Below are 24,063 nucleotides of genomic sequence, written 5' to 3' on the forward strand. Positions count from 1 at the left end.
AGCCTGTCGTCCTGCGCCGCGCAGGGTGTAGCGCAGGTCACCGAGGCCGGCAAGAGTCAAGCGGCGCGGCGCTGCTCGACGGCAGGCGCGTCGCCGGTGAGGACGCGGTCGAGTTCGGCGAGAATCGACTCGAAGTCGTCCAGGTCGCTACGAATCACCGCGTCGGCGGCGCGCTTCAGCCGGCCTGGAATGCGCTCGTCGGGGCCGGCGATGAGCAGGCGACTGGCCCGCGGATGACAGAACGCGCCGCTCGACCCCAGCAGCAACTCGACCTCGGGTTCGTCGCCCGCAGGCAAGAGGCCGGCGAGAGCCGCGGCTCGCAACTGCAAATTCGGCGAGCCGGCAGTGACCGCCATGGGCACGTCGGCCAGATCGCGCTCGGCGAGCCCCGACAGGCAGCGAGTCAAACGCGCGGGACGCTGATAGTACGCCACATTGGCGCCGTCGCTCCACACCGCGGGGGTCGTGCTGTGCGGTGCGTGCCACAGGTGATACGCAACCGTGCGATGCAGAATCGAGGCAATCCGTGCTCCGCTGCGACGCAACCGCGCAGCGAGGTCGTCGTCCTCGCAGCCCCAGCCGACGAACCGTTCGTCGAAGCCGTTGATCGCTTCCAGTTGCGACTTCCACGCAGCAATATTGCAACCGACGAGCTTCGGCCGCACGGGGTGTCGGATGAGTTGATAGAACGGCGCCCGCCAGCGGGCCGAACGGATCCGCGACCAATCCTCAGCCTCGCGACTCAGACGCACGAACGAACCGTCGGCGATTTGCTCGGGGCCGATCGCGGCGCTGACGGCTTCCTCGAGCCGCACGCAGTCCCCGGCGCGGACCACGCCCGGGCGTGCCGCGGCGAGATGCCGTTGCAGGTGCTCGGCGGGAAAGATGCAGTCGCCGTCGGTGAACAGCAAGTAGGGAGCTCGCGCGAGCCGAATGCCCGCGTTCCGGCACTTGGCAAGCTGGAAACCTGCGTGCGGATGGGTGGCGAACTCAACGCGAAACGGCGCCGAGGCGGCGAACTCCGCGACGACTTGCGGGGTCTCGTCGCGCGAGCCGTCGTCGACGACGATCGCCTCGAACCGTCCTTCGACGCCGCGCTGCGCGGCGAGCGAAGCAAGCGACCTCCGGAGATGCCCCGGGCGCTGGAACGTCGAAACGATCACTGCAATCTCAGGGGCGCCGGCCATAGCTGTTTCGTCCCCGTCCCTGGGGATGCAAGGCGTGAATCAAACCGCTCTGCTATCTTCGGCGCCCAGGGGAGCGGAACTTGCAGGCAAAGTGGTCACGCGACCTGACGCTGCCAAGTCTCCGAGTCGATCCGTTGATGTGGAACCATCGACCGGAGCATCCGATAGTGCATTTTTCGCAGCCAAGTCGGCTGCAGCTCGCTGTGGAACTGCTGCAAACGGCGCAGCTGGCGTTGCAGGCGTTGCTTGCGTTCGGCGAAGACCCGCGCGTCGGCGGCGTGGCTGTGGAACTGGGCCCAACCGATCGAACCGACCATGCCGCAGGCGCCGAAGTTCTCGTCGCCAAGGATCCCTTCGGTGAACACGAACACCCGCTCGCCCGAGAGATTCAGCACGTCGTGAAACGCGACAATCGCCCCGTCGGCCAGCCAGCGTCGCGCCCGGGCGACGTCGTCGGCAACTGTGGCCGTGTCGTTGGCGCCGTCGTGCCAGAAGAGCCTCAGCGGGGCGTTCCAGACCGCAAGCGCCTGAGTCGACGGCATCGTGAGCGTCCGCACCCGACCGGCGACGCCGGCCCGGAGCAGATTGGCTTGCAGGGCCGAGGACCCCTCGATGTCGACGGTCGTCACGCGCGCCTCGTCCGACAGCGCCGCCCCGCGGGCCAGCGCGATCGCCGACTTGCCTTGATAGGATCCCAATTCCAGGATCTCGCCCTCGGCGGTCGGCAGCGCAGCGGCTTGCAGCAAGAACGCCGCTTCGCGATCGCTTAGCCAGCCCTCCACAGAGGCCAACAGCGGAAGCGTCTCGGTCACGCACGCCTCGATGCGGAACGAGGAAGCGGTTTCTGTCGTGCTAGCCATGAGCCTGGGTCCCCGGACAGCCCTCGCCCGCATCGTCCATCCGCGGAAACGGGGCCGGGCGGGGAGGATAGGAATCGCCTCGCGGGGCGTCAAGGCGACTCGCCGAGCCGGGAAATCTCACGCACACCGCAGCCGCCGACCGATAAGCCAGATTGACGCACGTGGCACAACCCGCAGTTTCGCCAAACTCGCGCGTCACCGATCCAGTTTCTTTGAGGGGGGAATCATGGAACGGCATGATCGCCGTACGCGCTGCTGGCGCCTGTCGGGCGTCGCGGCCGCGATTTGTTGCTCGCTTGTCGTCACGGGGGATCGCTGCGCTCGCGCTGAGTGCGCCGAAGAGTTCGGCTGCGGCGCCTGCGTGTCGAGCCCGGGGAGCCGCTTCTGGTTGCGGGCCGATTACTTGGCTTGGCAGCTCAGCGGCACAGACTTGCCTGCGCTGGTGACCTCCAGCCCTGGCGGAACCCCCAACGCCACGGCCGGCGTTCTCGGCCAGTCGACGACCGCCGTTCTCGTAGGCAACGAGCAGGTGGGCGATCGTTACCGCAGCGGGTTCATGGTCAGCGGCGGTTACTGGCTCGACGACTGCGGTTGTACCGCGATCGTGGCCGATTACTTCGACGCCGGCCGCGACGGCTACAGCGCCGTGTACGGCCCGAGCACGAGCGTCATCTACGCCCGGCCGTTCTACAACGCCGAGGAAGACCAGCCTGACGCGCAGCTGGTGAACGTCCCCGACGACGTGTCCGGGACCGTGTCGGTGCGAAACTACAGCGACTTCCGCGGCGCCGGCGCCGCTTTGCAGAGTTGCTTGTGGTCGTGCGGCGATTGCTGCCGAACGACTGAGATCGCCTTTCTCGGCGGTTATCGCTATTACCGCCACGACTCCGAGTTGGCGATCAACGAGAACCTGACCGCGCTGACCAACACGACGACCCCGTACATCCCGGGGACGAACATTGCCGTCATGGACCGCTTCGCCGCTCGGAATGAGTTCCACGGCGGCGAGATCGGCCTGCAAGGCCGCATGCAGCGGGCCGAGTTCTGGATCGACGGCGCCGCAATGCTGGCCGTCGGCGGCCATCGTCGCCGGGTCGTCGTCGACGGCAGCACCGACGTCACGGTTCCCAACGTCGGCTCGTCGTCGTCCAGCGGCGGCATCCTCACGTCGACCGAGACGAACATCGGCGCTTACAGCGACTCGCAGGCCGCCGTCATTCCGCGGTTCCGATTGGGCGCCGGGTGCCAACTCACGGAGCGGCTGAGCGTGCGAGTCGGCTACAACGTCATCATCTGGGACGACGTCGTCCAAGGCGCCAACGCGTTGCCGCCGGGCTTGCGCACCGATCCGCGCAACTGGCCCCCGGTCACCGCGGGCGGCGGGCCTGACCCGGCGTTTCCGGGGATCGTGGGCGACACGTTCGTCGCCCATGGGGCGGATGTGGGCTTGCAGTTCGATTACTGAGCCCGATGGTCGCGATCGAGCGTCAGCTTCGCTTGGCGCTCGATTTTCGGCGACCTGCCAACGATCGCCAGCCGGCCAGCGCCGCGACGGCCAACGCCGCCCCGGTCGGCTCGGGGACGTCGGCTGGCGTGAACGTCGGCGTCGGCGTAAAGCTCGGCGGGTTGGCCGTGCCCATAAGCTGCCGCTTCGAGACGTACGCGGGGGCGAGTCCCAACTCGCCGAAGTTGTACAAATCGCCCCGCGAGTTCGCCGGCAGCAGGATGTTCGTGAAGATGTCGCCGACCGAGTCGACGGCCGTCGTGCCGATCGAGGAGCCGACGGGATCGAGATTCATCGTGATCGCGTCGCGAATTTGGCCGAGCGACGCCAAGCCGTTGACGTACTCGACCGGCTGCACCTGCCGAAGCGAGTAGGTCCCCGGGGCGAGGTTCGCGAACGAGTACATCCCCATCGCGTCGGTGACGGCGGTGTCGAGCGGCGCCCCGGCGACCGCTCCGGCGAACAGTTGGATCGTCACCCCGGGAATAATCAGCTCGGGATGCAACTGGTCGTTGAACGCCAGCAATCCGTCGTTGTTGCGGTCGATGTAGACGTAGCCCGAGAGCGTGACGTTCTGCGCGCGGGCGACCGACGCCGCCAGCGCCACGCAAGCCAAGAGCGCAGAAATTCTGCCCGGCGCGCACAGGCGCGCCACTCGTGAGAGCCGCATAGTTGCCGATCCTGTTGCGAAAAGCGAAACAGGCGTATCGCGCGCAATCCTGTGAGCGAGCGCTCGCCTGCGATGACGCGGCGCGAGCGGACCGCCATGGTCGCCCGGCCGAGGACGTCAAGCGCCTCGTCCGATGGAGGCGCGGGGAGGGGAGTAAGCCGTCGGCATGCGCCGCCGGCCCTAATTTCACCCTAATTGGGCGTCCGGCCGAATCAAGAGAAACTCGCCCCGCGGGAAGAAAGGCCGAAAAGTGTTGAGATTCCCGCCCCGCAGCACCCTTACAACCGACCCCGGGGGGGCGAGGCTCAGGCGAGCCGAAGGAAGGTCGTTTCTTTGGAGCTCGATTTGGAGGCTATGCCAACGAATCGGTGTGAAGCGACGCTCCGAGGACGTTGGCAGGCTGCTCAGACGCGAACGCAAGCCCGTAATGCCATGGTGGGAGATCGATCACAGCTCCGACTGGTCTCAGGCCCGCTTTGGCCGCCCAAAGGACGACTTGCTCCGGACGCGGTCGAATGTCGAGGTTCGGTCCGCGCGGCGTTTTGTCGTGTCGCCAGTGAATTGCCAGCACGCGACCGTCGGCATTCAGCGATTCCGCAGCGTGCCGAAGCAGGGCGACGGGCTGCTCGCAATGCAGGATGTTGAAAAGAAGCACAGCGTCGGCTCGGACGCCGAATCCAAGTTCGACGACATCGCGCACACTGCACACGATAGGCAGACCCGCGGCCCGCTCAGCGGTTCGTGCAACCATCTCGGGGTCGACGTCGAAAGTGTGAAGAGTCCCAGAGATTGCCGATGCCACGGGAATCGAGAACGTGCCGTAGCCGCATCCGAGTTCGATCACGTCGCGATACGTGTCGATGTTCAATCGGTCAAGAATCAGGGGGACGTCGAAGAGCGATTCCCAATACGCTTCCTCTGGCATCCCGCTGTCGCGTATCTTCATCGGCTTGGTTCTTCAATGAATCCAGCTTCTTGACTGTCGCCGAGCCGCTCGCGGCCGGCGAGCAGATCGTCTGCATCGAGGAACTCGGCGGCGTGCTCAAGAGGTACGAACGCCGCGCGGCTTGAGGGCGTAGTCGATTGCTTTCTTGTGGACACTCGCCAAGCCGCGAGCGAACGGCGACTCTACGCGCGTCGGTCGGTATTCTCACCAGCGACGGCTTCGGCGAAGTCGTGCATGGTTGGGCGACGACAATTTGCGATAGCTCAGGACTTTCGGACAGCGCGTTCCGCGACGTGCCTGGAAATGCAATCGACTCGGCGGCAGCCGCGGCCATGGCTGGCGTGCTCCTGGGATTGAAGCGGTTCGTATGCAAGCCCAGTTCAACCCAAGCGCGCCGTATTCTTCAACTCAGGGCCGTTCAATGCGTTCGGCTAAATCTCCATTGTGAAATCGAGTTGCTCTGCGGCAGCGAAAGGGCCGACAGCCTGACCGAGGGAGACAATCGGACTCCTTCACGACTTCGATCGGCATGATAAGCGATTCCGGGTCTTGCAGCCAGCACGGGCTCCGGCGTCCCCTGCATGGACAGGCGTGATAGAGCACCGGCGTGCTGAGGAACGACCGTCGCGGACCGCTACCACCGCTTCTCGAACGACAGTCCGGTGAAGCCTTCAGGGGAGGTTTGGAGCACGGGCTGAACGGCAAAGTCCAGGTCGACGAACGCCACCGAGCGCGTCGCCAAATACGCCATCCACCACCCCATGATCACCTGCGAAGCGTAATGGTGGTTGTCGTTCACGCGCGAGAGCCCGGCGAGCGTTGAGCCGGCGTAGAGTCCGGACCTCAGCCATCGGTTCTCGGTCAGCTGCGCGGCGGTGAGAAACGGGACGGCGCCCATGAACGAATGGCCGCTGACGCCGTTGTCGTCTTGGAATGGCTGCCAATGCGATCCGGACGAACTCTCGTGCGGGCGCGAGGCGCCGATGAGACGCTGCATCGCCAGCATTGGCGGCGCGCCGACGAGCACGGCGCGAAACGATCGCTCGCCCCACTCCCCGATCTCGCCCGCCGCTCCTTCGCCGTCGGTCCACCACCCGCCGGCGATCGCGGCGGCGTAGATTGGCAGGGCGTACGTTCCTTCGCCGAAGACCTTCATCGAGTGAATGCCTTCGTAGAATTCATCCGTTCGTGCGTTCCGAATCGACTCTTGATACCAATCGTTGCCGATCCAGTCGTCGGCCCGCGAATTCGCCAACCCCGCCGTGACGCCGGCGCCGAGCGCTAGCCAGCCGAGATTGTCGACGGAATAGTACCGGCGATGATCGGCGACGACCCTCTCCCACAGGCTGGGCGAACCAGTCGGCAGGTCGCGAAGCTCCAGCCGATCGCCGGGCGCGTACGGCGCGAACTCGATTGATTCCAGCCGATCGGAGGGCGAAGAGTCGAACTCGCAGTCCGCACACCAATCTTGCGAAAATGTAAGGTGAAAATCGCCCTCGGAATCGGGGTCGCCCTCGAGCAGCGGCGCCACGGCAAAGTCGACGGGCGTCGTCGCGACGGCAGGCGCGATCAACAGAGCAAACGCGGTCGCAACGCACGCCAATCTCCTGCTGCGGCGAATCGTCGGGGCTTCGACGAGGTCTCGTCGCCATCCGCCGCAGCCGAGAATTTCCGAAGAATTCGAACGATTCATCATCAACAGCGCGAAGATGACCTGCAGGAGTCGGACGTGCGCTCGAATTGGCGCCGGGCGACAGAGGGTCGCCAACGGTTCCGCGGGATCCCTTCCCGCCGATGAGCAGGAAGGCTCCCGAGGCGCGCGGGGATATAGGCATCCCGCACGCAGGCTGCAAGTCCAGTCGCAAGATCTCGGCGCCAGCAACGGCGGCTCAAGAGAGTCGAGCCGCCGTCGACGACTTGCGGACGCACTCGCTACGCAGCCTTGTTCTTCGCCTCGTCGGCTGGGGTGTCCTCAGGCGTCTCGACCTCGCGCTCTCGGCCGAGCGCGTCGTCGTAGAACTTAATGAGATCGGATCGCAACTTGGCCAACGAGGGTTCGTGAGCGTACATCATGTGCCCCCCCTCGTAGTAGGCGGTCGTGAAATTGGCGCGCAGCTCCGCGGGGAGTCTCAGGTGGTCGCGCGTGTATTCCATGGCGAACGCCGGCGTGGCGAGATCGTAGTATCCGCACGCGGCGAAGACCTTGAGGTACGGATTGGCCGCCATCGCGGTGCGGAGCGCGTCCTCGCTGCTGACGTAATTGTTGACGAACCGGTCGTAGTTCCAGGGTTGCACGCGGTCGGTCAGGATCTCGTACACCCCTTCGTCCTCGACCTTCAGGTCGTCGCGCAGGTACTGGTTGATCGCCGAGGTGAACAGGCCGAACACGGCGTCGGCGCTCGGGTCGCACTCGGTCGTTTCGCCGATGTGATCGGGGTCGACGCCGAGGTACCGGCCGTCGAACCGGCCGACGACCTGACCGCGCTTGCGGAGCAGTTCCTTGCCGAACTGCCACATGACGACCCGCAGGTTGGCGCCTTCAATGTACTCGGGCGAGAGACCTGTGAGCTCGGCCATGCGGGCGACGACGTTCTCGTGCTGCTCGGCCGGCAGGTCGGCGCCCGCGGCAAGCGCCCGCAGGTAAGGGCCGCGGGCGAATCGGCGCGCCGCTGCGAAGACGTCTTCGACCGGCCTGTCGAGCCACTTGTCGTCGAGCGCCCCGTGATACCAAGCCGTCGCGGCGTAGCTAGGCAAAAACAACACGTTCGCCAGATCGTTCCCGCCGCCGAACGCGATCGTGCGGAAGTCGACGACTGCCGAGACGAGCACGACCCCGTTGAGATCCATGCGATAACGCTGCTGCAAATGTCCGGCGAGTCCCGCGGCCCGCAGGCCGCCGTAGCTCTCGCCCAGCACGAATTTGGGCGAGCCCCACCGGCCGTACTTGGTCGTGAAGTCGTGAATGAACTGGCCGACGCTGTGAAGATCCTCGCGGTAGCCGTGGAACTGCGACTTGTCCTCGCCGTCGGCGGGCCGGCTGAATCCCGTGCTCACCGGATCGACGAACACGAGGTCCGTGACGTCGAGCAGCGAGTAGGGATTGTCGATCAACTCGCCCGGGGGCCGCTGGGGCTTGGCGTCGCTGTCAAGCTTCACCCGCTTGGGGCCGAGCATCCCCAGGTGAAGCCACACCGACGAACTTCCGGGACCGCCGTTGAAGCAAAACGTGATTGGCCGCTCGCCCGGCTTGGCGCCCTCCTTCGTGTACGCGACGAAGAAGACGCGGGCCTTGGGCTTGCCGTCTTCGGATTTCAGCAGCAGCTTGCCTGCGGTGGCGGTGACGGCGATCGACTGGCCGTCGATTTCGACCGTGTGGGACGTCACGGCCGGTTTGCCGGCGTCCTTGACAGATTTGTCGTCGTCTTTGGCGGATTTCTGCCTGGAGGCTTTGGTGGCGTCGTCGGCTTTGTCCGCTTTCGCTGCGGGCTGATCTGCCTGTTCGGCGGCCGACACGGGCGGAGCGGCGCTTGCCGAGAGCCCAAGCAAGAGCGCCAAGCTTGCCGCCCAGCAAGTCGTATTCGTGCGGAGCGGCGACGCTGCCGCGGGGCTGATCGATTGGGTCACGGTCGTCCTCGTCATCTGATGTTCGACGTCGGTTCGTCTTTGCTGCCAACGTTTGCGAGTTTGATGCGGCTGAGGGGGCGCGCGGCAACGATTCCAGACACCCTCTGCGCAAGCAGGCAACACCCATTTACGCCGACTCTCGGCTGGATCCGGCAGAGGACTAATTATACGTCAAGATCCGAGACGTTGCGGGGGGCAAAACTGGGCCAGCGACTCGCCAGAATCGGACTGAAGTGCGAGCCGCCGCACAAAGGCGAATCGTCGCATCGCACCGGCGCCCCGTTCCATGCACGCCGCCCCGCCGAAAGCTTGCCGAGCGAAAACGTTCGACGCCAGGGCTGGTCGGCGCGGTTCTCTCCATGCCATCATGCTGGTCTGGAATTCGTCCGGCACGCTGAACAGTGCGTCCGCGCTTCGCGAACGCTGTTTCGGTCACTTCGATGTTCGCTTTCCCGCGCCATGGCAACTGTCGATCTGCCCGTCGAACTCGGAGACGCGATCGTCCGCGCCCGGGGACTCACCCGCTCGTACCAAGTCGGCGAGTCGGTCGTCCACGCCCTGCGCAGCGTCGATCTCGACGTCCTGCCGGGCGAGTTTCTGGGAGTCGTCGGCGTGAGCGGTTCGGGCAAGAGCACGCTGTTGCACGTGATTGGCGGGCTTGACGCGCCGACTTCCGGCGACGTGACCGTGGCCGGAGCCGCGCTCGGGGCAATGTCTCGCAAGGGGCGATCGATGTATCGCCGCAATACGGTCGGGTTCGTCTTTCAATCGTTTTACTTGATCCCCGCGTTGTCGGCGCTGGGCAATTTGAAGTTGGCGCTCACGCTGCAAGGAGTCTACGGCAAGTCGCGCGACGAACTGGCCTGGGCGGCGCTCGAGCGCGTCGGGCTGGCCGATCGGGCCGAGCATCGCCCGGGACAACTCAGCGTCGGGCAGCAGCAACGGGTCGCGGTGGCGCGGGCCTTGCTGCATCGGCCTCCGCTGCTGCTTGCCGACGAGCCGACGGCCAATCTCGATCGGACCAACGCGATTCACCTGATGGACATGCTGGCGGAGCTTCGGGAAGGGCTCGGTACGACCGTTGTGATGGTCACGCACGACCAGGCGCTCGCCCAGCGCTATTGCACGCGGACCGTCGCAATGGCTGACGGGCGCCTCGAGCCCGGCGGAGAGAACGCGCCATGAGGGTCTGGGAGCTGTTCCGCCAGGCGATGATCGGCGCGACGCGGGCACGGCTGCGGTCGACGCTCACGGCCGCAGGGATTGCCATCGGCTGCGGCGCCCTGGTCACGATGGTGGCGTTCGCGTTGGGATTGCAGCAGCAGATCGAGTTGCCGTTCAAGAAGCTGGGGCTTCTCAACGAGATCCGCGTGAGCGTCTCCCGCGGCGAATCGCCGAACTCCGCCGTCGACGAGTCGCAGGCTGCCGAGTCCCGTCGACTGAACGAGGAGGCGCTGGAGGGCTTTCGCAGACTTCCCGGCGTGAAGTACGCCTATCCGGACTTGCGGATGACCAGCGTCGGCGTCGAGTACGAAGGACGCAAAGAGTCGGTGTTGGCGCTCGCGGCTCCCCGCGAGGCGGGGTTTTCGGAAGAGATGCGTTCGCTGCTCGTCAGGGGCGAGTTCTTTTCGCTCGACGACTCGCCGCAGATCATCCTTAGCGAGGAGTTGGTTCGCCTCCTCGGTTTTAAGGACCCGACCGACGCGATCGGGCGCACCGTGGTCGTCTCCGCCGCAGGATTGTCGGCCCAGAAGGACGCCGGGAAGTTCGAGTTCGAGAGCAAGCAGGTCGAGGTCCGCGTCATCGGCGTCTTCGGAACGACGGGGTTCGGACCCTTCGCCGCGGACCGCCGCGGCGGGGCGGCGCTGATTCCCGTCGATCTGATGCAGCACTTGCCGGGGCTCGTCGAGTCGCAGTTGGAAATGATGCGGAACTCGGGCAACGCGTCGGCCGCAGGGTACCGTCAGGTCGTCGTCCGCGCCGAAAGTCCCGCCGACGTGCAGCGCATCGCCGAAGCGATCGAAGAGCAGGGGTTCCGCGTTCGCACCATGGTCAGCCGGCTGCAGGACGCGCGCACGGCGTTTCTGTTCCTCAAGTCGCTGCTGACGCTCGTCGGTTCGGTGGCGATGGTGATCGCCGGGCTGGGGATCGCTAACACGCTGTTGATGACGGTGCTTGAACGGTACGAAGAGATCGGCCTGTACAAAGCGATCGGCGCCACCGACGGCGACGTCCGATTTCTGTTTCTGTCCGAGGCGGCCGTTCTCGGACTTGTCGGCGGGCTCATGGGGTTGGCCCTTGCGGGGGTCGTTTGCTGGGGGCTGCAGTGGGGGCTGACCGCGTATCTGGCCAATCAGGGCGTAGACCGGGAGGTCGATGCCTTTTTCTTCCCCTGGTGGCTGCTGGGGGGAGGGCTCGCGTTCTCGCTGGCGGTGAGCGTCGTCAGCGGGCTGTACCCCGCCTCGCGAGCAGCACGAGTCGAGCCGATCGAAGCGCTCCGGCGCGGTTGAACGAGGCTACGTCGCCGCTTGCGCGTCGGGGCGGCCTGGGGAGTGTCTTGCTCTCCGTCTTGGCGAGCAAGCCTTGAACAGAGAGGCATGCGGGGCACGGCGATTACGGAGGTCCGCCAGGATGCTCCGAGAGTCTTCGGCGGACTGTGCGGCGAAATCCCAGGCTTTGAGGACCCTGTGCAGTCACGCCCCGGGGCCGATCGGGAGCCGCAGCCGGCAATCCGTCCGGGATTCGCCCCCGCGACCGCCCATCGCCAAGGCGTCGGCGATCCACTAAAATGCTCGGTTTTCCTGCCACGGGGCGAGTCAGAGCGAACTCCCCTGCCCCGCCCCTGGTCCCTGCGGGGACGACGTGCCGAGAACCGCTTAGGAGTGCGACTGCCATGGCCCAACGGGTCTTCAATTTTTCCGCCGGGCCGGCCGTCATGCCGGTCAAAGTGCTCGAGCAGATTCAACGCGAGATGCTCGCCCTGCCCGGAGTCGGCGCCTCGGTCATGGAGATCAGCCACCGCAGCGGCACGTTCATCGCGATCGCCGAGCAGGCGGAGAAGAACCTCCGCACGTTGCTTGGCATCGGCGACGACTACGCCGTGCTGTTCGTCCAAGGGGGGAGCCGGTTGCAGTTCTCGATGATCCCCATGAACTTGTTGGGGCCGGGGCAGATCGCCGACTACGTCCTCACCGGGTCGTGGGGCAAGTACGCTTTGGACGAGGCCAGGAAGGTCGGCCAGACCAACGTCGCCTGGGACGGCAAAGCGACTCGCTACGATCGCCTCCCTGAGCGCGGCGACCTGAAGCTCGAGCCGCAAGCGGCGTACTGCCATTACACCTCGAACGAGACGATCCAAGGGGTGCAGTTCGCCAGCGAGCCCCAGGTCGGCGACGTGCCGCTGGTCTGCGACGCGTCGAGCGACTTCCTGAGCCGGCCTCTCGACTTGCGCAAGTACGGCCTGCTGTACGCCTGTGCTCAGAAGAACGCCGGCGTCTCAGGCGTCACTGCGGTGATTATCCGTAAGGATCTCCTCAAGCGAAGCGATCCCAAGCTGCCCGGGTATCTCAATTACGACGTCCACGCGCAGAACGACTCGATGTGGAACACGCCTCCCACTTTTGCCGTCTACGTGCTGGGGCTTGTGACGCAGTGGCTCATCGAGGACTGCGGCGGGTTGGCGGGGATTGAAAAGCTGAACCGCGAGAAGGCGACGCTGCTCTACGACGTGCTCGACCAGAGCCCCGAGTTCTACCAGGGGCACGCCCGGCCGGAGGTTCGCTCGCAGATGAACGTCACCTTCCGGCTCCCCAGCGACGAACTGACTGACAAGTTCGTCGCCGAGGCGAAGTCTCGCGGGCTCACCGATCTCAAAGGCCATCGCAGCGTCGGCGGCATTCGGGCGTCGATCTACAACGCGATGCCGCTGGAGGGAGTCGAGCGGTTGCGCGACTTCATGACCGAGTTCCGCGACGCGAACGTCGGTTCGGCCCGCCAAGCCGTAGCGGCGAAGTGACAATTCGCGTGGCGTCGCCGGCGAGTTTGAACTCGCGGCTCATGTCGATTCCCTCACCCCTCGCATTTCGCCCCTGCCATGCCCTCCGTAATCGTCCTGGATACGCTCTCGCCCGAAGGTCTCGCGCTGCTCGACGCGGCCGAGGGGATCACCTACGAGGTTCGCACGGGACTGAAGGGGGCTGAATTGCGCGAGGCGCTCGCCCAGTTCGACGGGGCGATCTGCCGCAGCGGGGTGAAGATCACTGCCGAGTCGCTCGAAGGCAACCGCCGGCTCAAGGCGATTGTGCGGGCCGGCGTCGGGACCGACAACATCGACAGCGCCGCCGCCACCCGCGCCGGCGTTGTCGTGATGAACACCCCCGCGGGGAACACGATCAGCACGGCCGAGCATGCGTTCGCGCTGCTCTTGGCTCTGTCGCGCAATATCGCCCCGGCGTACCAGGGGCTCGTCGAGCATCGCTGGGATCGCAACAAGTACATGGGCGCCCAGGTCTCAGGCAAGACGCTGGGGGTCGTCGGTCTGGGACGCATCGGGCTGGCCGTCGCCAAGCGCGCCCTGGCGTTCGAGATGAAGGTGCTCGGGTTCGATCCGTTCATGTCCAAGGATCGGGCCCGCGATCTGGGGATCGAACTGGTCGACACGGTTGACGAGATGCTTCCCAAGATCGACTATCTGACAGTCCACACCCCGCTGACCGACGAGACGCGGAACCTGATCGACATGCCGCAGCTTGAGCGGATCAAGCCGGGCGTGCGGCTGGTGAATGCGGCTCGCGGCGGGATCTACAATGAGGCTGCGCTGATCGAGGGGCTCAAGAGCGGGCGGATCGCAGGGGTCGCTCTCGACGTCTACGCCAGCGAGCCGTGCACCGACAGCCCGCTTTTCGGCATGCCGGGCGTGGTCTGTACGCCTCATCTGGGAGCGAGCACCGAGGAAGCCCAAACGCAAGTGGCCGTCGAGGCGGTCGGGCTGCTGACCGACTATCTGCTGCACGGGCAGATTCGCAATGCGGTCAACGTATCGCCGCTCGACCCGGCGACGATCGCCTCGTTGGGCGGTTATCTGGACGTGGCGTACCGGCTGGGCCGACTGGTCGCAGGACTGCAGTCGCGGGGGCTGAACACGATCCGGCTCAACTACCGCGGCGAGATCGCCTCCCGCGACACGAAGGTCCTCACCGCCGCGTTCGCCTCGGGGTTGCTCGAGGGCGCCCTCGATCAGGAGGTCAATCTGGTCAACGCCGCCGTCCTGCTCGCCGAGCGGGGGATCGAGCTCGCCGTGCAAAGCTGCGGCGACATGGGGGCGTTCCGCTCGTCGATGAAGGTCGACGTCGACCTAGCCGACGGCAAGCGCCATTCGGCCACAGGGGCCGTGTTCGGGCAGTCGATGCCGCGGCTTGTGGCGATCGACGGCTACCGACTCGAAGCGTATCTCGACGGGTGCATCCTGATCTTCTCGCACAAGGACGTTCCGGGGATCATCGGCGCCGTCGGGACGATCTTCGGTCAGCACGGCGTGAACATCGGTCAGATGGCGGTCGGCCGCGCCGGCGATCAGCCGGGGGGGGACGCCGTGGGCATCCTCAATCTCGACGGCGAACCGTCGGCCGAGGCGCTCGACGCGATGCGGGCCCTTCCCGCGATCACCGGCGCCACGGTGATCCATCTCCCCCCGCCGGGGACGCGCCCGGCTTGGATGGGGGCGTAGCGCACCGTCCGAATAAGGACGATTGCGATCACGATCGCGGCGGATTTCGGCACGTTGCGTCACGGACGGCGGTCTCTTGCGCCCGTCGGCAAGCGGTCGGCTTCGCGCCCTCGCGGCGAAGTTGCGGCCATTCCCCCGCAGAGGCGGTACAGGCGGCACGGTCCGAATTCTGCCTCGTATTTTTCCTATTCGGCACGCCGCGCAGGCCACGCCGCGTGCGCAACCTTGGCCGATAATTCCTCAGGCCGTCGCGGCGCTCGCCAGTGCAATCGGCTCTCCATCTCGCCCTCGCCACCCTCCCGGTCGTTACAAGCCATGGAAGCCGTCGTCCCCCCCTGCGCATTGGTCGATCGTGTTCACGGACTGCTCACCCAGAGCCCCCATCTGGCCCCCCGCGACCTCGAAGTCGTCGCCGCCGACGGGGCCGTGCGGTTGCACGGCACGGTCAAGAGCTTTTTCCAGAAGCAGATGGCCCAGGAGATGCTTCGCCGCGTCGACGGCGTCCAGCGAATTGAGAACCTGCTGCAAGTGAACTGGTAGCAGTCAATTCTCGCAGCACTCCGCTGGCCGGCGTGCCGCCGACGAGCGTTCGCGGCAGGCCTTCGCGTCGTTTCTTGGCAGGCTTCTCCCTCCTGCGATACACTCAGCGTCTCGTCTCGCGCCGTCGGCGGCGCGGTCGATCGTCTTCTCGCTGAGGGTTTCACCGCATGTTCGCTTCGTGCTCCCGGTTTGTCGGAATGTTTGTCGATCTTCGGAAACTCGCCTCGACGGCAATCGTCGGAGGACTGCTCGTGCCCGCCGCTGCTCGCGCCGACGGCTTGGACGAGATTGGTCCCGCGGGGGAGATCGTTCGCGTCGCCACGGCCTTCGGCTTCACCGAAGGCCCCGCCGCCGACGGACGCGGCAACGTCTATTTCACGGATATTCCGAACAAACGGATTCACGTGCTCGACCCCGCGGGAAAACTCAGCTTGTTCACCGACGAGTCCCGCAGCGCCAACGGCCTGATGTTCACGCGGGGGGGCAAGCTCGTCGCTTGCGAGGCCGACGACGGAGCGGTCGCCGAGTGGGACGTGGCGACCAAAACGCGCCGCGTCCTTGCCGCCGTTCATGACGGCAAGCGGCTGAACGCCCCCAATGACTTGACGCTCGACGCGCACGGCGGGCTCTACTTCACCGATCCTCACTACAACGCTCCCCGGCCGCTGCCGCAGGAGACGCGCGGCGTCTACTACTTGGCGGCCGACGGCGCGGTGACGCGCGTCGTCGAGAACCTGCCGGCTCCCAACGGAATCATGTTGTCGATCGACGGACGCACCCTGTACGTCGCCCCCACCGAATCGGATTCGATCCGCGCCTATCCGGTCGAGTCTCCAGGTCGGATCGGCGCCGAGCGGGTGCATGCCAAGCTGAGGACGAAAACCGGCGAGGCGATCGCCGGGTGCGACGGCTGCACGCTCGACGAGCGCGGCAATCTGTACGTCACCACCTCGTTGGGCGTGCAGGTCGTCAGTCCGGCGGGCGAGTGGTTGGGGCTGATCGAATTCCCCGAGCAGCCGGCCAACTGCACCTTCGGGGGCGAACGGGGCGACGTCCTCTACGCCACCGCCCGCACGAGCGTCTACGCCGTGCCGATGCGAGTGCGGGGGAGCCGGCACGCGGACGCCGCCAAATAGGCGATGTCGCGTGCCTGAGCCGAGCGGCGCGAACCGCGAGCAATGCCAAGCTTGCTCTTCGGCGCCTTGCAAGGGGAACTCTCTGCTTGGCGCTACTCTCCGGGGGCGATTGTCGCGTAGCTCGCGATCATCGCCCCGACGTACGCGAGCAGCAACACCAAGCCGAATCCCCGCTTGAGCCGTTCTCCGGACGTCAACACGCCGACGCGGAAGACGACCAGCAGCCCGATCATCGCGGGGAACAGCACGCGGAAGAATTCCGGCGTCGCGACCAGCCCCGCGGGGGTCGCGGCCGCTGCCAGCCCCGCGACGAACAGCACGTTGAGGATGTCGGCGCCGATGACGTTGCCGACCGCCAGATCGCCGTGCCCGCGCAGCGACGCAGTGATTGCGGTGACGAGTTCCGGCAGCGACGTGCCGAACGCCACGAGCGACGCCGCAACGATCGCCTTGGGGACCCCTAGCCGCTCAGCGGCGACGCTGATCGCCGGGATCAGCAGGTGGCTCGCCAGCACGACCATCCCGACCGCCGCCAGCAACTTGGCGACGACCGCCGGCAGCGGGGAGGCCAGATCGCCCGATTCCTGCTCGATCGCTTCAAGTTTGGCCGCGATTTCCTCGGGGTCGCTCTGCCGGGCCCAGCGAACATTGAGCCACAAGTAACCGACGAGCAGCCCCACGAGCAGGAACCCGGCGCGCTGCGACAGGCGTCCGCCGTCGACCAGCGGGCTGCCGCCGATCGGCCAGCAGAGCGCCACCAAGAGCAGCGCCGCGCCAAACTGCAGCCAACCTTGTCGGTTCACGATCCGCCGCGGCAACACGGGGGGCGCCACGAGGCAGGCGATCCCCAGGATCAGCCCCGTATCGCAAATGATCGACCCGACGGCGTTGCCCAGCGCCAAGCCGGGGTCCCCCTGCAGTGCGGCCAGCACCGACACGGCCGCCTCGGGCGAAGTGGTGCCGAGACTGACGATCGTCGCTCCGATGACCACCTTGGGCAGCCCGGAGCGTTCGGACACGACGACGGCCTCGCCGACCAGCTTGTCGGCCGCCTTGCCCAGCAGAAAGAGCAGTCCCGCCAACAGACCCGCCAGCGCCGCCGCGCCTCGCGCCTGATAGAAGTCGTGAAGGGCTTCCTCGCCAAGCACGGAAGTCAGAGCGTCGATCATGGCGGCAAGCGACTCCGGGCAAGAGCGGGCCTGACGCGCCGCGGGGCAACGTCGGTTCGCTCGATCTTGGCGAGGAAATGCGTTACTTTGCGGAACGCATCAGGCTGGCCGAGATGGCGTGGAACACGGGGCCGAGTTGTTCCAACTCCCGATCCTCGCCTTGGCACATGATCAGAAACAACGACTGCGGCGAGCGATATCCGCGGAGCCACACCGTCACGATCAGGTCGAGGTAGATGAAGGTGACGTCGAATCCGTCGAGCGGTCGGCCGTCGATCATGTCGGTCGCCGGGGAGACCTCCATGCCGCGGTACTCTTTTCTCAAGGCGGAGAGGGCCTCGTCGAAGAGCGACTCGATATCGGCGTCGACCGGATATTGGCTCACCTGCCAAACCCCAGTGCCGGGACTGACTACGACGGCGTGGCCGTCTTCGCCGGTCGCGTCGTCGTCGATATCCCAGTTTTCGGGGTACTCGAATAAGGCGTCTCGCAGTTGGCAGACGGCTGGCATCGCGGCAGCTCTCCCTGGAGTTCTGAGTCGGAGCAAGCTAGCAAGGGCGAGCGCGGTTTCCCCCGAATTGTCCGTACTTCGCCGAAGCCGAGACTGGTAGCCTACCACGGTTTCCGAACGCGGCCTACCGCCAGCTAGCAGCCCTTGCGGCCGGCGTTGCCCGCCGGCGCCGGCGCCTGCTACGATCCCGCCCCGATTCTCGCCACTTTCCGCGAGCGCCGCGGCCCCCGGGCGTCGATTTCGCACAATGCACAAGCCAATCTCGGCCCGCATCGGCGAACATCAAGCCCTGTGAAGAGCGACCTCGACTGCGAGCGAATGACACGGACCGGCCTCACGCTGTCGATCATTCTCGCCTCCGTCCTTGCGACGGCGGGCGGCTGTGCGTCGCTGCGCAAATACAAAGAGGCCCCCGAGGCGCTGGCCACCTGTCGCACCTTGTCGCGCGAAGGGGTGGCGGCGATGGAACGGGGGGATTGCGGCGCCGCCTGCGACTTGCTGAACAACGCCGTGCGGACAAATCCGGCCGACGTCGACGCTCGTCGCCAGTTGGCCGAGGCGCTGTGGCGTCAAGGGAACCACGCGGCGGCGGTGAACATGATCGAATCGGCGGTCCGCATGGACGCCGAGCACGCCCCCACGCAGATTCGCGCCGGGGAGATGTTGCTCCACACGGGCGCCGTCGACGAGGCGATCGCCCGGGCCGATGCAGCGATCGCGATTGATCGGTCGCTGGGCGGAGCCTGGGCCCTGCGCGGGGCGGCATATCGCCGGCACTCGCAACCCGAGCGAGCCTTGGCCGATTTCCACCAGGCTCTCCGCTACAGCCCTCACGACGTGCCGACGCTCCTGGCCGTGGCCGAGTTGCAGTACCAACTTGGTCGCCCCCAACGCTGCCTGGCGACAGTGCACCATTTGCTGGATTCCTACGGCCCCGGCGACGAGCCGCAGCGGGCGCTGTGGCTCGAAGGACTGGCCTACGCGGCGGTCGACCGCCCTGCGGACGCCGCGGCGAGTCTTTACGCCGCCACGGCTCGGGGGCCCGCCAACGCCGATCTGCTCGTGCAATTGGCCAAAGCCGAGGCGGCCGCCGGAAGACCCGTCGCGGCGGCGAGCACGGTGCGACGGGCGCTTGAGATCGACGCCAACCACCCCGAATGTCGGTTGCTGCTGGCCGAACTCGTCGACCGCCCGGGGGCAAGCGACGGCGTGATCCGCCGGTGACCCGTTCCGATCGTCGCAACCGTCACGACCGGCATCGTCCGCTCGGCGACTTGCCGGGGGGCGGGGCGCGGGGGGCGTCAAACCCCGTCGGCTCGGGGGTTTGCGAGGTATCTTTTCGAGGCGGAATCACGCGCCGCCGCGCCATCCCCCTTTCGCCCAGCAGGTTACAGATGAACGCCGCCGTCGCACCGCATCCCGTTCCTGTGCAGCCCGAACCGTTCGTCGATCGGCGCGCCCCGAACCGGGGAGGCGAAGCCGCGGTGATCGAGCGCCGTCAATTCGCCAACGAGTACGACGACTTGTCGCCGGAAGGGGCGGAGCTCGCCCGGGCGATCGACGGCTACAAGCTGCAGCATCGCCGGCGGTTCATCAACTGCGACGAACTGCTGGGGGTCGTCAAGGGGCTGGGCTACCGCAAATAGCCCCCGGCGATTGCCGGCGGGCGTTCGTCAGGCAATCGCCTCGGTGCGGAACAACGCCATCCGCAGTTCGCGCGTCGTGACGAATCCGATCGTCTTCCCTGCCGGCGAGACAACGTGCCCGAGCGCGTCTTCGGTCTGCGCCAGCTTGTTGAGCGCGGCAAGAAACGTTTCGCCGTCGCGGATCGTCGTCAGCGGCCTCGTCGGCGGCAGTCCGTCCCCCTCGTGCAGGGCCAAGTCGATGGTTCGCACGTAGCCGACGAGTTTGCGCTGCTGCCGGGCGTCTTCCAGCGGCAGCAAGGTCCGGCCGTGCCGCTGGGCGATCCGCAGCATCTCGCTCTTGGACATCTCGGTCGTGACGCGCACCACTCGTCCGGCGGGCGACGCGAAGTTGCGCACCGGCTGGCTGGCGGCCGCCAGCATCCGCTGCGTCAGCGTGCGCTGGACGGGCAGCAGGATGCCCGCTTCGTGACCTTCGTCCAGCAATTCCGCGATCTCGCGGCGGGCGAGCGAAACCCGCGCCTCTTGCGGAGTGCGCCGGGTGACGATTCGGGCCAACTGGTTCACCAGCCACAACGTCAACGTCACCGGCGCGAACAGCACGACGCAGGTCGCCACGACCGGCGCCCAGCGGCGCATCAACCGGTGGGGAGCGCCGAAAAACAAGTTCTTGGGGAGCAGCTCGCCGAAGATGAACAGCACCGGCGCCAGCGCCACGGGCCCGAGCAGTTCGCCGGTCACGCCGGAATCGGGAAACAGGCGGTACACCCCCATCACCACGGCGAGCGAAACTAGGTAGTTGGCCACGTTATTGCCCACCAGCGCCGTGGCGACGAACAGCGACGGCTGATTGACCAGTTTCAACAGCAGTTGAGACGGCTTGTCGCCGCTGAGGGCGTCCATGACCAGCCGCAGCCGCGTCAGCCGGTAGAAGCCCGTCTCCGAGCCGCTGAAGAAGGCGCTCATCGCCAACCCCACGGCGAACAACAGGAGGATCGGAATCATGCGAACGGACCCTCCTGGGGCTCCTGCGAGAGCTCGACTCGCAGGGCGCCGTCGTCGCGTCGTTCCAAGACGCGAAAGCGGAGCCCGCTCCATGCGACCTCGTCTTCCGGTTCGGGCAGCCGATGAAGCTGTTCGTGCAACACGCCGGCGACAGTCGCGTGGTGGGTCGGCTGCAGTTCGATCGAAAAGTGCCGTTCCAGCCGTCGCAGGCCCGTCATGCCGGTGACTTCCCACAACCCCTCGCCGCGAGGGGCGATCGACGCGGTCGCCAGCAGCCGCGCGCTCCGCGACGACTGCTCCTCGAAGATCGTCGCCAGCAGGTCTTCGAGCGTGACGATGCCCACCGTCTCGCCGAATTCGTTGACGATCGCCGCCACCTCGCGCTGTTGGCGGTGAAGCTCCTGCAGCACCACGGCGCCGGTGGCGCACCACGGCATATACACGACCGGCTGAGCGTAGTGCTCCAAGTGCGATTTCGGGGCCGTGGGGAGCAGCTTCAGCGGGATCGCCGCGGCCACCTCCTCGGAATCGGGCTCCGAGACGAGTACGTATCCGGTGCGGGCGATTTCGGGGCTCAGATCCGCCAAGTGGACCGGAGGCTGATAGCACTCGTACAACGGACGCGGTTGCATCAACTCGTCGGCTTGCAGTTCCGACAGCGACACGATGTTCTGCAGCGCACTCCGCTCGGCGTCGGCCAGTTGCTGCGATCCGCCCGACAGGGCCAGGGCCTTGTCCAGGTCCTGCAGCTCGAGATACGGTTCGCGCCGGAAGTTGGGAACCAGAAGCCGCTGCGTCAAGCGATTGATTTGCGTCAGCAACGGGACGACGGCGTCGCTGGCCCGGACCGTCGCTGACAGCGGCAACGCGAGCACCCCGGCGAGAATTCGCGGAAACTGGACCCCCAAGGTCTTCGGGGTCATCTCCGAGACGATGATCAACAGCAGCAGCGAGGCGAAGGCCGTCCCCGCAGCCTCGGCCGAGCGCCCCGACCGTTGCAGTTGGATGCTGACGATCGACGACAACGCGAAGAACGCCAGATTGACTAGGAGATTGAAGAACAGGATCGCCGTCAGAAGCCGCTCCGGGCGGACGAGCAGGTCGACCGCGGTGCGCTGAGCGGCGTTTCCTTTGGCCAGTTCGCGGCGGTCCTCGGGCTGCAGCGAGAACAACGCCGCCTCGGCGCATGAAAAAAACGCCGACGCCCCGGCCAAGGCCGCCATGGCGGCGAAGATCGGCGCGAATTCGATAATGACGGTCACCAGAGGACCAGCTTTGCGAATGAGCGAGGGGGGGAATTCGAGACGCGAAGTCGCGCTTCGCGTGTCGGCCGGCGGAGTCCGGATCGGTCGAGTCGGCGGGGCGGCAAGCGCCGGCGACTACAAGTCGTGCGCCGTCGTCCGGCCGGTCGTGACGTCGAACTCGTAGATCGCGGGAATCAAGAGCGCCGCGGTGGCGAAACCGTAGGTCCCGGCGGCGACGAGGAACGCGGCGCCAAAGTCTCCCTTGAGGACGCTGGTGATGCTGAAAAACGTGGCAATCGGCGCAAGGCCCGAAGCCCAGGCGATTGCCGGCGACTCGCGCCGAGCGCCCAGGGCGCAGTACAATCCGATCCCCCCGCCGACCATGAACGCCGCGAACGCCTGGAACTGGTTCTGGAACGACGTCTGAAACGCGACCATCATCCGCATGCAGACGGCGATCCCCAACAGCAGAAACAGGACCGTCCCCAGACTCACGGCGACCGCCGAGCGGCTATTGGCGTAAATCATGCCGGAGTGGATCCCGAGCATCGCGGCGAAAGCGGTCAGCGTAAGCAGTCCGATCGACAGGAATGCGAAGTTTTCGCCGCTCAAATCCCCGCGCCACCACAGGGCCGCCCCGACCCCTAGCGGCAAGAGGATCATTTCCTTCGCGTTGTAGAACACGCCGCCGAGCTTGCCGTAGATGATTTCCTTGGGCGATAGATCGGTGACAAGCAGCAGATCCAGGGCTCGGCCGTCTCGTTCGTTGGTCAGCGAGGTGACCGCCAGGGCGTTGACGAGGACCAGTCCCAAGGCGCCCAAGGGGGCGAGCGCGGCGAGAAACCCGCCGGCGTCGACGGGGCGGCCGCTGCCGCCCCCGTTTCCCAGCCATCCCATCGCCGCGGCGCCGCACGCCAGCGCGATCGCCAGATACATTGCGCGGACGAACAAGATCTTTTTGCCGTAGGCCCAGGTGCAGATTTCGCGCCACAGGATCGGGTTGTCCCACACCTGGCGCGTCTTGGCGGGGTCGGCGTGGACGCGCACGTCTTGGCCTTGCGCGACGCCGACGATCGCCGCGGCCTCTCCGGGAGAATCGCTCCGTGCGGCGCCGGGGGCCTTCAGGGCCCGCGGGTCCCGGTGACCGACGCGATGTTCCTGCTCGTCGGGAGTCGCGGGCCGGGCTTCGCGCGAGGGGTTCCAGACCCGCACCAGTGCGATCGCCGTCAGGTTGAGCGCCGTCGCCAATCCGCCGGCAAGCGCCATGAACAGGACCGGAGCCGTCCCGAACTCGCCCCACTGGGGCCAGGGGACGGTCCCGTCCAGCGTGGGACGACTTGCCGCCAGGATTGCTCGCAGCGGGCTCACGGCGTCGGCCCAATGTTCGCAACGCACGCCTCGCAGTGCCGCGCCGAAAAACCCCGCTCCGATCGCCTCTCCGGCGAGCAGCCAGATCACCAGGGCCAGCGTCGTGAGGGCCAGCGTCTGAAACGTCTTCTCGCGCCAGAGGGCGACCATCGAACCGAGGCTGCCCGCGGCGATTGCGGCGCACGCGGTCACGCCGACCACGCGGGCAACTTGGGCGTAGGACACCCCTCCCAACATCGTCAGCAGCATCAACAGGGGGATCCCGGCGAGCGCCATGACGATCACCGAGAGCATGGCTGCCAGCAGTTTGCCGAGCACCAACTCGCTGTTGTTCAGATTCGTCATCAGCAGCAGGTCGAGCGTCTTTCGGTCCTTTTCCTGGGCCACGGCCGCGGCGGTCAAGAGGGCCGAGAATCCCATCGCGATCGCCAACTGCACCGGGGCGACGAGCGAGAACGCGGCGGCGCCGAACCGGGCCAGGGCGTCGAGCGTGCGGACCGGCTGCGAGCCGATCAGGATCAGCCATGCCGTCAGGACCAGCCCGAACAGCGCAGCCACATAGAGGGCTCGCGAGAAGTAGAGTCGCCAGCTGCGCGGGGTCGTGGTGACTTCGCGGGTGAAGACCGGCCCTACGAGCAAAATGAGTCCTTCAATTCGACCTGCAAGAAACGGCGGCGAGCGCGGGGGGCGACCGTGCGACCCCGGCGCTCTTGCTAACCTCTGCAAATATAGACGCCCCGCCCCTTGGCGTCGAGAAACCCCCGCGTTCAGTCAGGGCCGGTCGGGGCGTGCGCGGGACGAGAACCTGCCTGTCGGACGGATGGGCGGGGTCGTGTGCTGAGGGCGTGCGCTCCCCGCTCGCCTTTGGCGGGGGCGTTCCTCCCGCGGACGCGGCTTTCCAGGTCGCCGGGGCGGCGGCCGATTAACCGTC

At 66.5% G+C, this 24,063-nt stretch carries 20 protein-coding genes; 9 read left to right on the plus strand and 11 right to left on the minus strand.

Annotated features, from left to right (window positions below):
• Nucleotides 1-56: 56 nt before the first annotated feature.
• Together KF688_03325 and KF688_03330 are read right to left on the minus strand one after the other, a co-directional pair.
• Nucleotides 57-1,187 carry a glycosyltransferase gene (locus tag KF688_03325; protein ID MBX3424691.1) on the minus strand — a complete coding sequence of 377 codons (1,131 nt, stop codon included), beginning with the start codon at nt 1,185-1,187 and terminating at the stop codon, nt 57-59.
• A 95-nt stretch (nt 1,188-1,282) separates the two neighbouring features.
• Nucleotides 1,283-2,047 carry a class I SAM-dependent methyltransferase gene (locus KF688_03330; protein ID MBX3424692.1) on the minus strand — a complete coding sequence of 255 codons (765 nt, stop codon included), beginning with the start codon at nt 2,045-2,047 and terminating at the stop codon, nt 1,283-1,285.
• A 226-nt stretch (nt 2,048-2,273) separates the two neighbouring features.
• Here KF688_03330 and KF688_03335 point away from each other — a divergent pair, with 226 nt between their 5' ends.
• A complete protein-coding gene (locus KF688_03335; protein MBX3424693.1) occupies nt 2,274-3,512 on the plus strand; it encodes a BBP7 family outer membrane beta-barrel protein in 1,239 nt (412 codons plus the stop codon).
• A gap of 22 nt (nt 3,513-3,534) precedes the next feature.
• Here KF688_03335 and KF688_03340 read toward each other — a convergent pair whose 3' ends face one another.
• The 4 genes from KF688_03340 to KF688_03355 all read right to left on the minus strand — a co-directional run bounded on the left by KF688_03340 (nt 3,535) and on the right by KF688_03355 (nt 8,806).
• Nucleotides 3,535-4,221 (minus strand): hypothetical protein, encoded by a 687-nt coding sequence (locus KF688_03340; GenBank protein ID MBX3424694.1) that lies wholly within the window; start codon nt 4,219-4,221, stop codon nt 3,535-3,537.
• Between the two features lie 352 nt (nt 4,222-4,573).
• Entirely contained in the window at nt 4,574-5,089 is a 516-nt protein-coding gene (locus tag KF688_03345) for a class I SAM-dependent methyltransferase (GenBank protein MBX3424695.1), read from the minus strand.
• Between the two features lie 712 nt (nt 5,090-5,801).
• Entirely contained in the window at nt 5,802-6,860 is a 1,059-nt protein-coding gene (locus KF688_03350) for a phosphatase PAP2 family protein (protein MBX3424696.1), read from the minus strand.
• Between the two features lie 239 nt (nt 6,861-7,099).
• A complete protein-coding gene (locus tag KF688_03355; protein ID MBX3424697.1) occupies nt 7,100-8,806 on the minus strand; it encodes a peptidase S10 in 1,707 nt (568 codons plus the stop codon).
• 444 nt (nt 8,807-9,250) lie between these two features.
• Between KF688_03355 and KF688_03360 the strand changes: the two genes are divergently transcribed.
• The 6 genes from KF688_03360 to KF688_03385 all read left to right on the plus strand — a co-directional run bounded on the left by KF688_03360 (nt 9,251) and on the right by KF688_03385 (nt 16,192).
• Nucleotides 9,251-9,976 carry an ABC transporter ATP-binding protein gene (locus KF688_03360; protein MBX3424698.1) on the plus strand — a complete coding sequence of 242 codons (726 nt, stop codon included), beginning with the start codon at nt 9,251-9,253 and terminating at the stop codon, nt 9,974-9,976.
• Nucleotides 9,973-11,301, plus strand: coding sequence for an ABC transporter permease (locus KF688_03365; protein ID MBX3424699.1), 1,329 nt, complete (start codon nt 9,973-9,975; stop codon nt 11,299-11,301). The genes KF688_03360 and KF688_03365 overlap by 4 nt, the downstream gene beginning before the upstream one ends.
• A 383-nt stretch (nt 11,302-11,684) precedes the next feature.
• Nucleotides 11,685-12,806, plus strand: coding sequence for a 3-phosphoserine/phosphohydroxythreonine transaminase (serC, locus tag KF688_03370; GenBank protein ID MBX3424700.1), 1,122 nt, complete (start codon nt 11,685-11,687; stop codon nt 12,804-12,806).
• A gap of 78 nt (nt 12,807-12,884) precedes the next feature.
• Nucleotides 12,885-14,516 (plus strand): phosphoglycerate dehydrogenase, encoded by a 1,632-nt coding sequence (gene serA, locus KF688_03375; GenBank protein ID MBX3424701.1) that lies wholly within the window; start codon nt 12,885-12,887, stop codon nt 14,514-14,516.
• 315 nt (nt 14,517-14,831) lie between these two features.
• Entirely contained in the window at nt 14,832-15,056 is a 225-nt protein-coding gene (locus KF688_03380; GenBank protein MBX3424702.1) for a BON domain-containing protein, read from the plus strand.
• A gap of 197 nt (nt 15,057-15,253) precedes the next feature.
• Nucleotides 15,254-16,192 (plus strand): SMP-30/gluconolactonase/LRE family protein, encoded by a 939-nt coding sequence (locus tag KF688_03385; GenBank protein MBX3424703.1) that lies wholly within the window; start codon nt 15,254-15,256, stop codon nt 16,190-16,192.
• A gap of 92 nt (nt 16,193-16,284) precedes the next feature.
• Here KF688_03385 and KF688_03390 read toward each other — a convergent pair whose 3' ends face one another.
• Together KF688_03390 and KF688_03395 are read right to left on the minus strand one after the other, a co-directional pair.
• Nucleotides 16,285-17,361 (minus strand): sodium:calcium antiporter, encoded by a 1,077-nt coding sequence (locus KF688_03390; GenBank protein MBX3424704.1) that lies wholly within the window; start codon nt 17,359-17,361, stop codon nt 16,285-16,287.
• Between the two features lie 82 nt (nt 17,362-17,443).
• Nucleotides 17,444-17,872 (minus strand): hypothetical protein, encoded by a 429-nt coding sequence (locus KF688_03395; protein ID MBX3424705.1) that lies wholly within the window; start codon nt 17,870-17,872, stop codon nt 17,444-17,446.
• 318 nt (nt 17,873-18,190) lie between these two features.
• Between KF688_03395 and KF688_03400 the strand changes: the two genes are divergently transcribed.
• A complete protein-coding gene (locus KF688_03400; protein MBX3424706.1) occupies nt 18,191-19,096 on the plus strand; it encodes a tetratricopeptide repeat protein in 906 nt (301 codons plus the stop codon).
• Nucleotides 19,097-19,266: 170 nt separating this feature from the next.
• Nucleotides 19,267-19,518 carry a hypothetical protein gene (locus KF688_03405; protein MBX3424707.1) on the plus strand — a complete coding sequence of 84 codons (252 nt, stop codon included), beginning with the start codon at nt 19,267-19,269 and terminating at the stop codon, nt 19,516-19,518.
• A gap of 27 nt (nt 19,519-19,545) precedes the next feature.
• Here KF688_03405 and KF688_03410 read toward each other — a convergent pair whose 3' ends face one another.
• The 3 genes from KF688_03410 to KF688_03420 all read right to left on the minus strand — a co-directional run bounded on the left by KF688_03410 (nt 19,546) and on the right by KF688_03420 (nt 23,771).
• On the minus strand, nt 19,546-20,520 hold the full coding sequence (locus tag KF688_03410) for a DUF21 domain-containing protein (protein MBX3424708.1): 975 nt from the start codon (nt 20,518-20,520) through the stop codon (nt 19,546-19,548).
• Complete coding sequence (locus tag KF688_03415) at nt 20,517-21,782, minus strand: DUF21 domain-containing protein (GenBank protein MBX3424709.1); 1,266 nt, start codon at nt 21,780-21,782, stop codon at nt 20,517-20,519. Before KF688_03415 ends, KF688_03410 begins: the two co-directional genes overlap by 4 nt.
• Before the next feature lie 117 nt (nt 21,783-21,899).
• Nucleotides 21,900-23,771, minus strand: a complete 1,872-nt coding sequence (locus KF688_03420; protein MBX3424710.1) for a hypothetical protein — start codon at nt 23,769-23,771, stop codon at nt 21,900-21,902.
• Nucleotides 23,772-24,063: the final 292 nt, after the last annotated feature.

The sequence above is a fragment of the Pirellulales bacterium genome, assembly GCA_019636345.1.
Lineage (GTDB): Bacteria > Planctomycetota > Planctomycetia > Pirellulales > Lacipirellulaceae.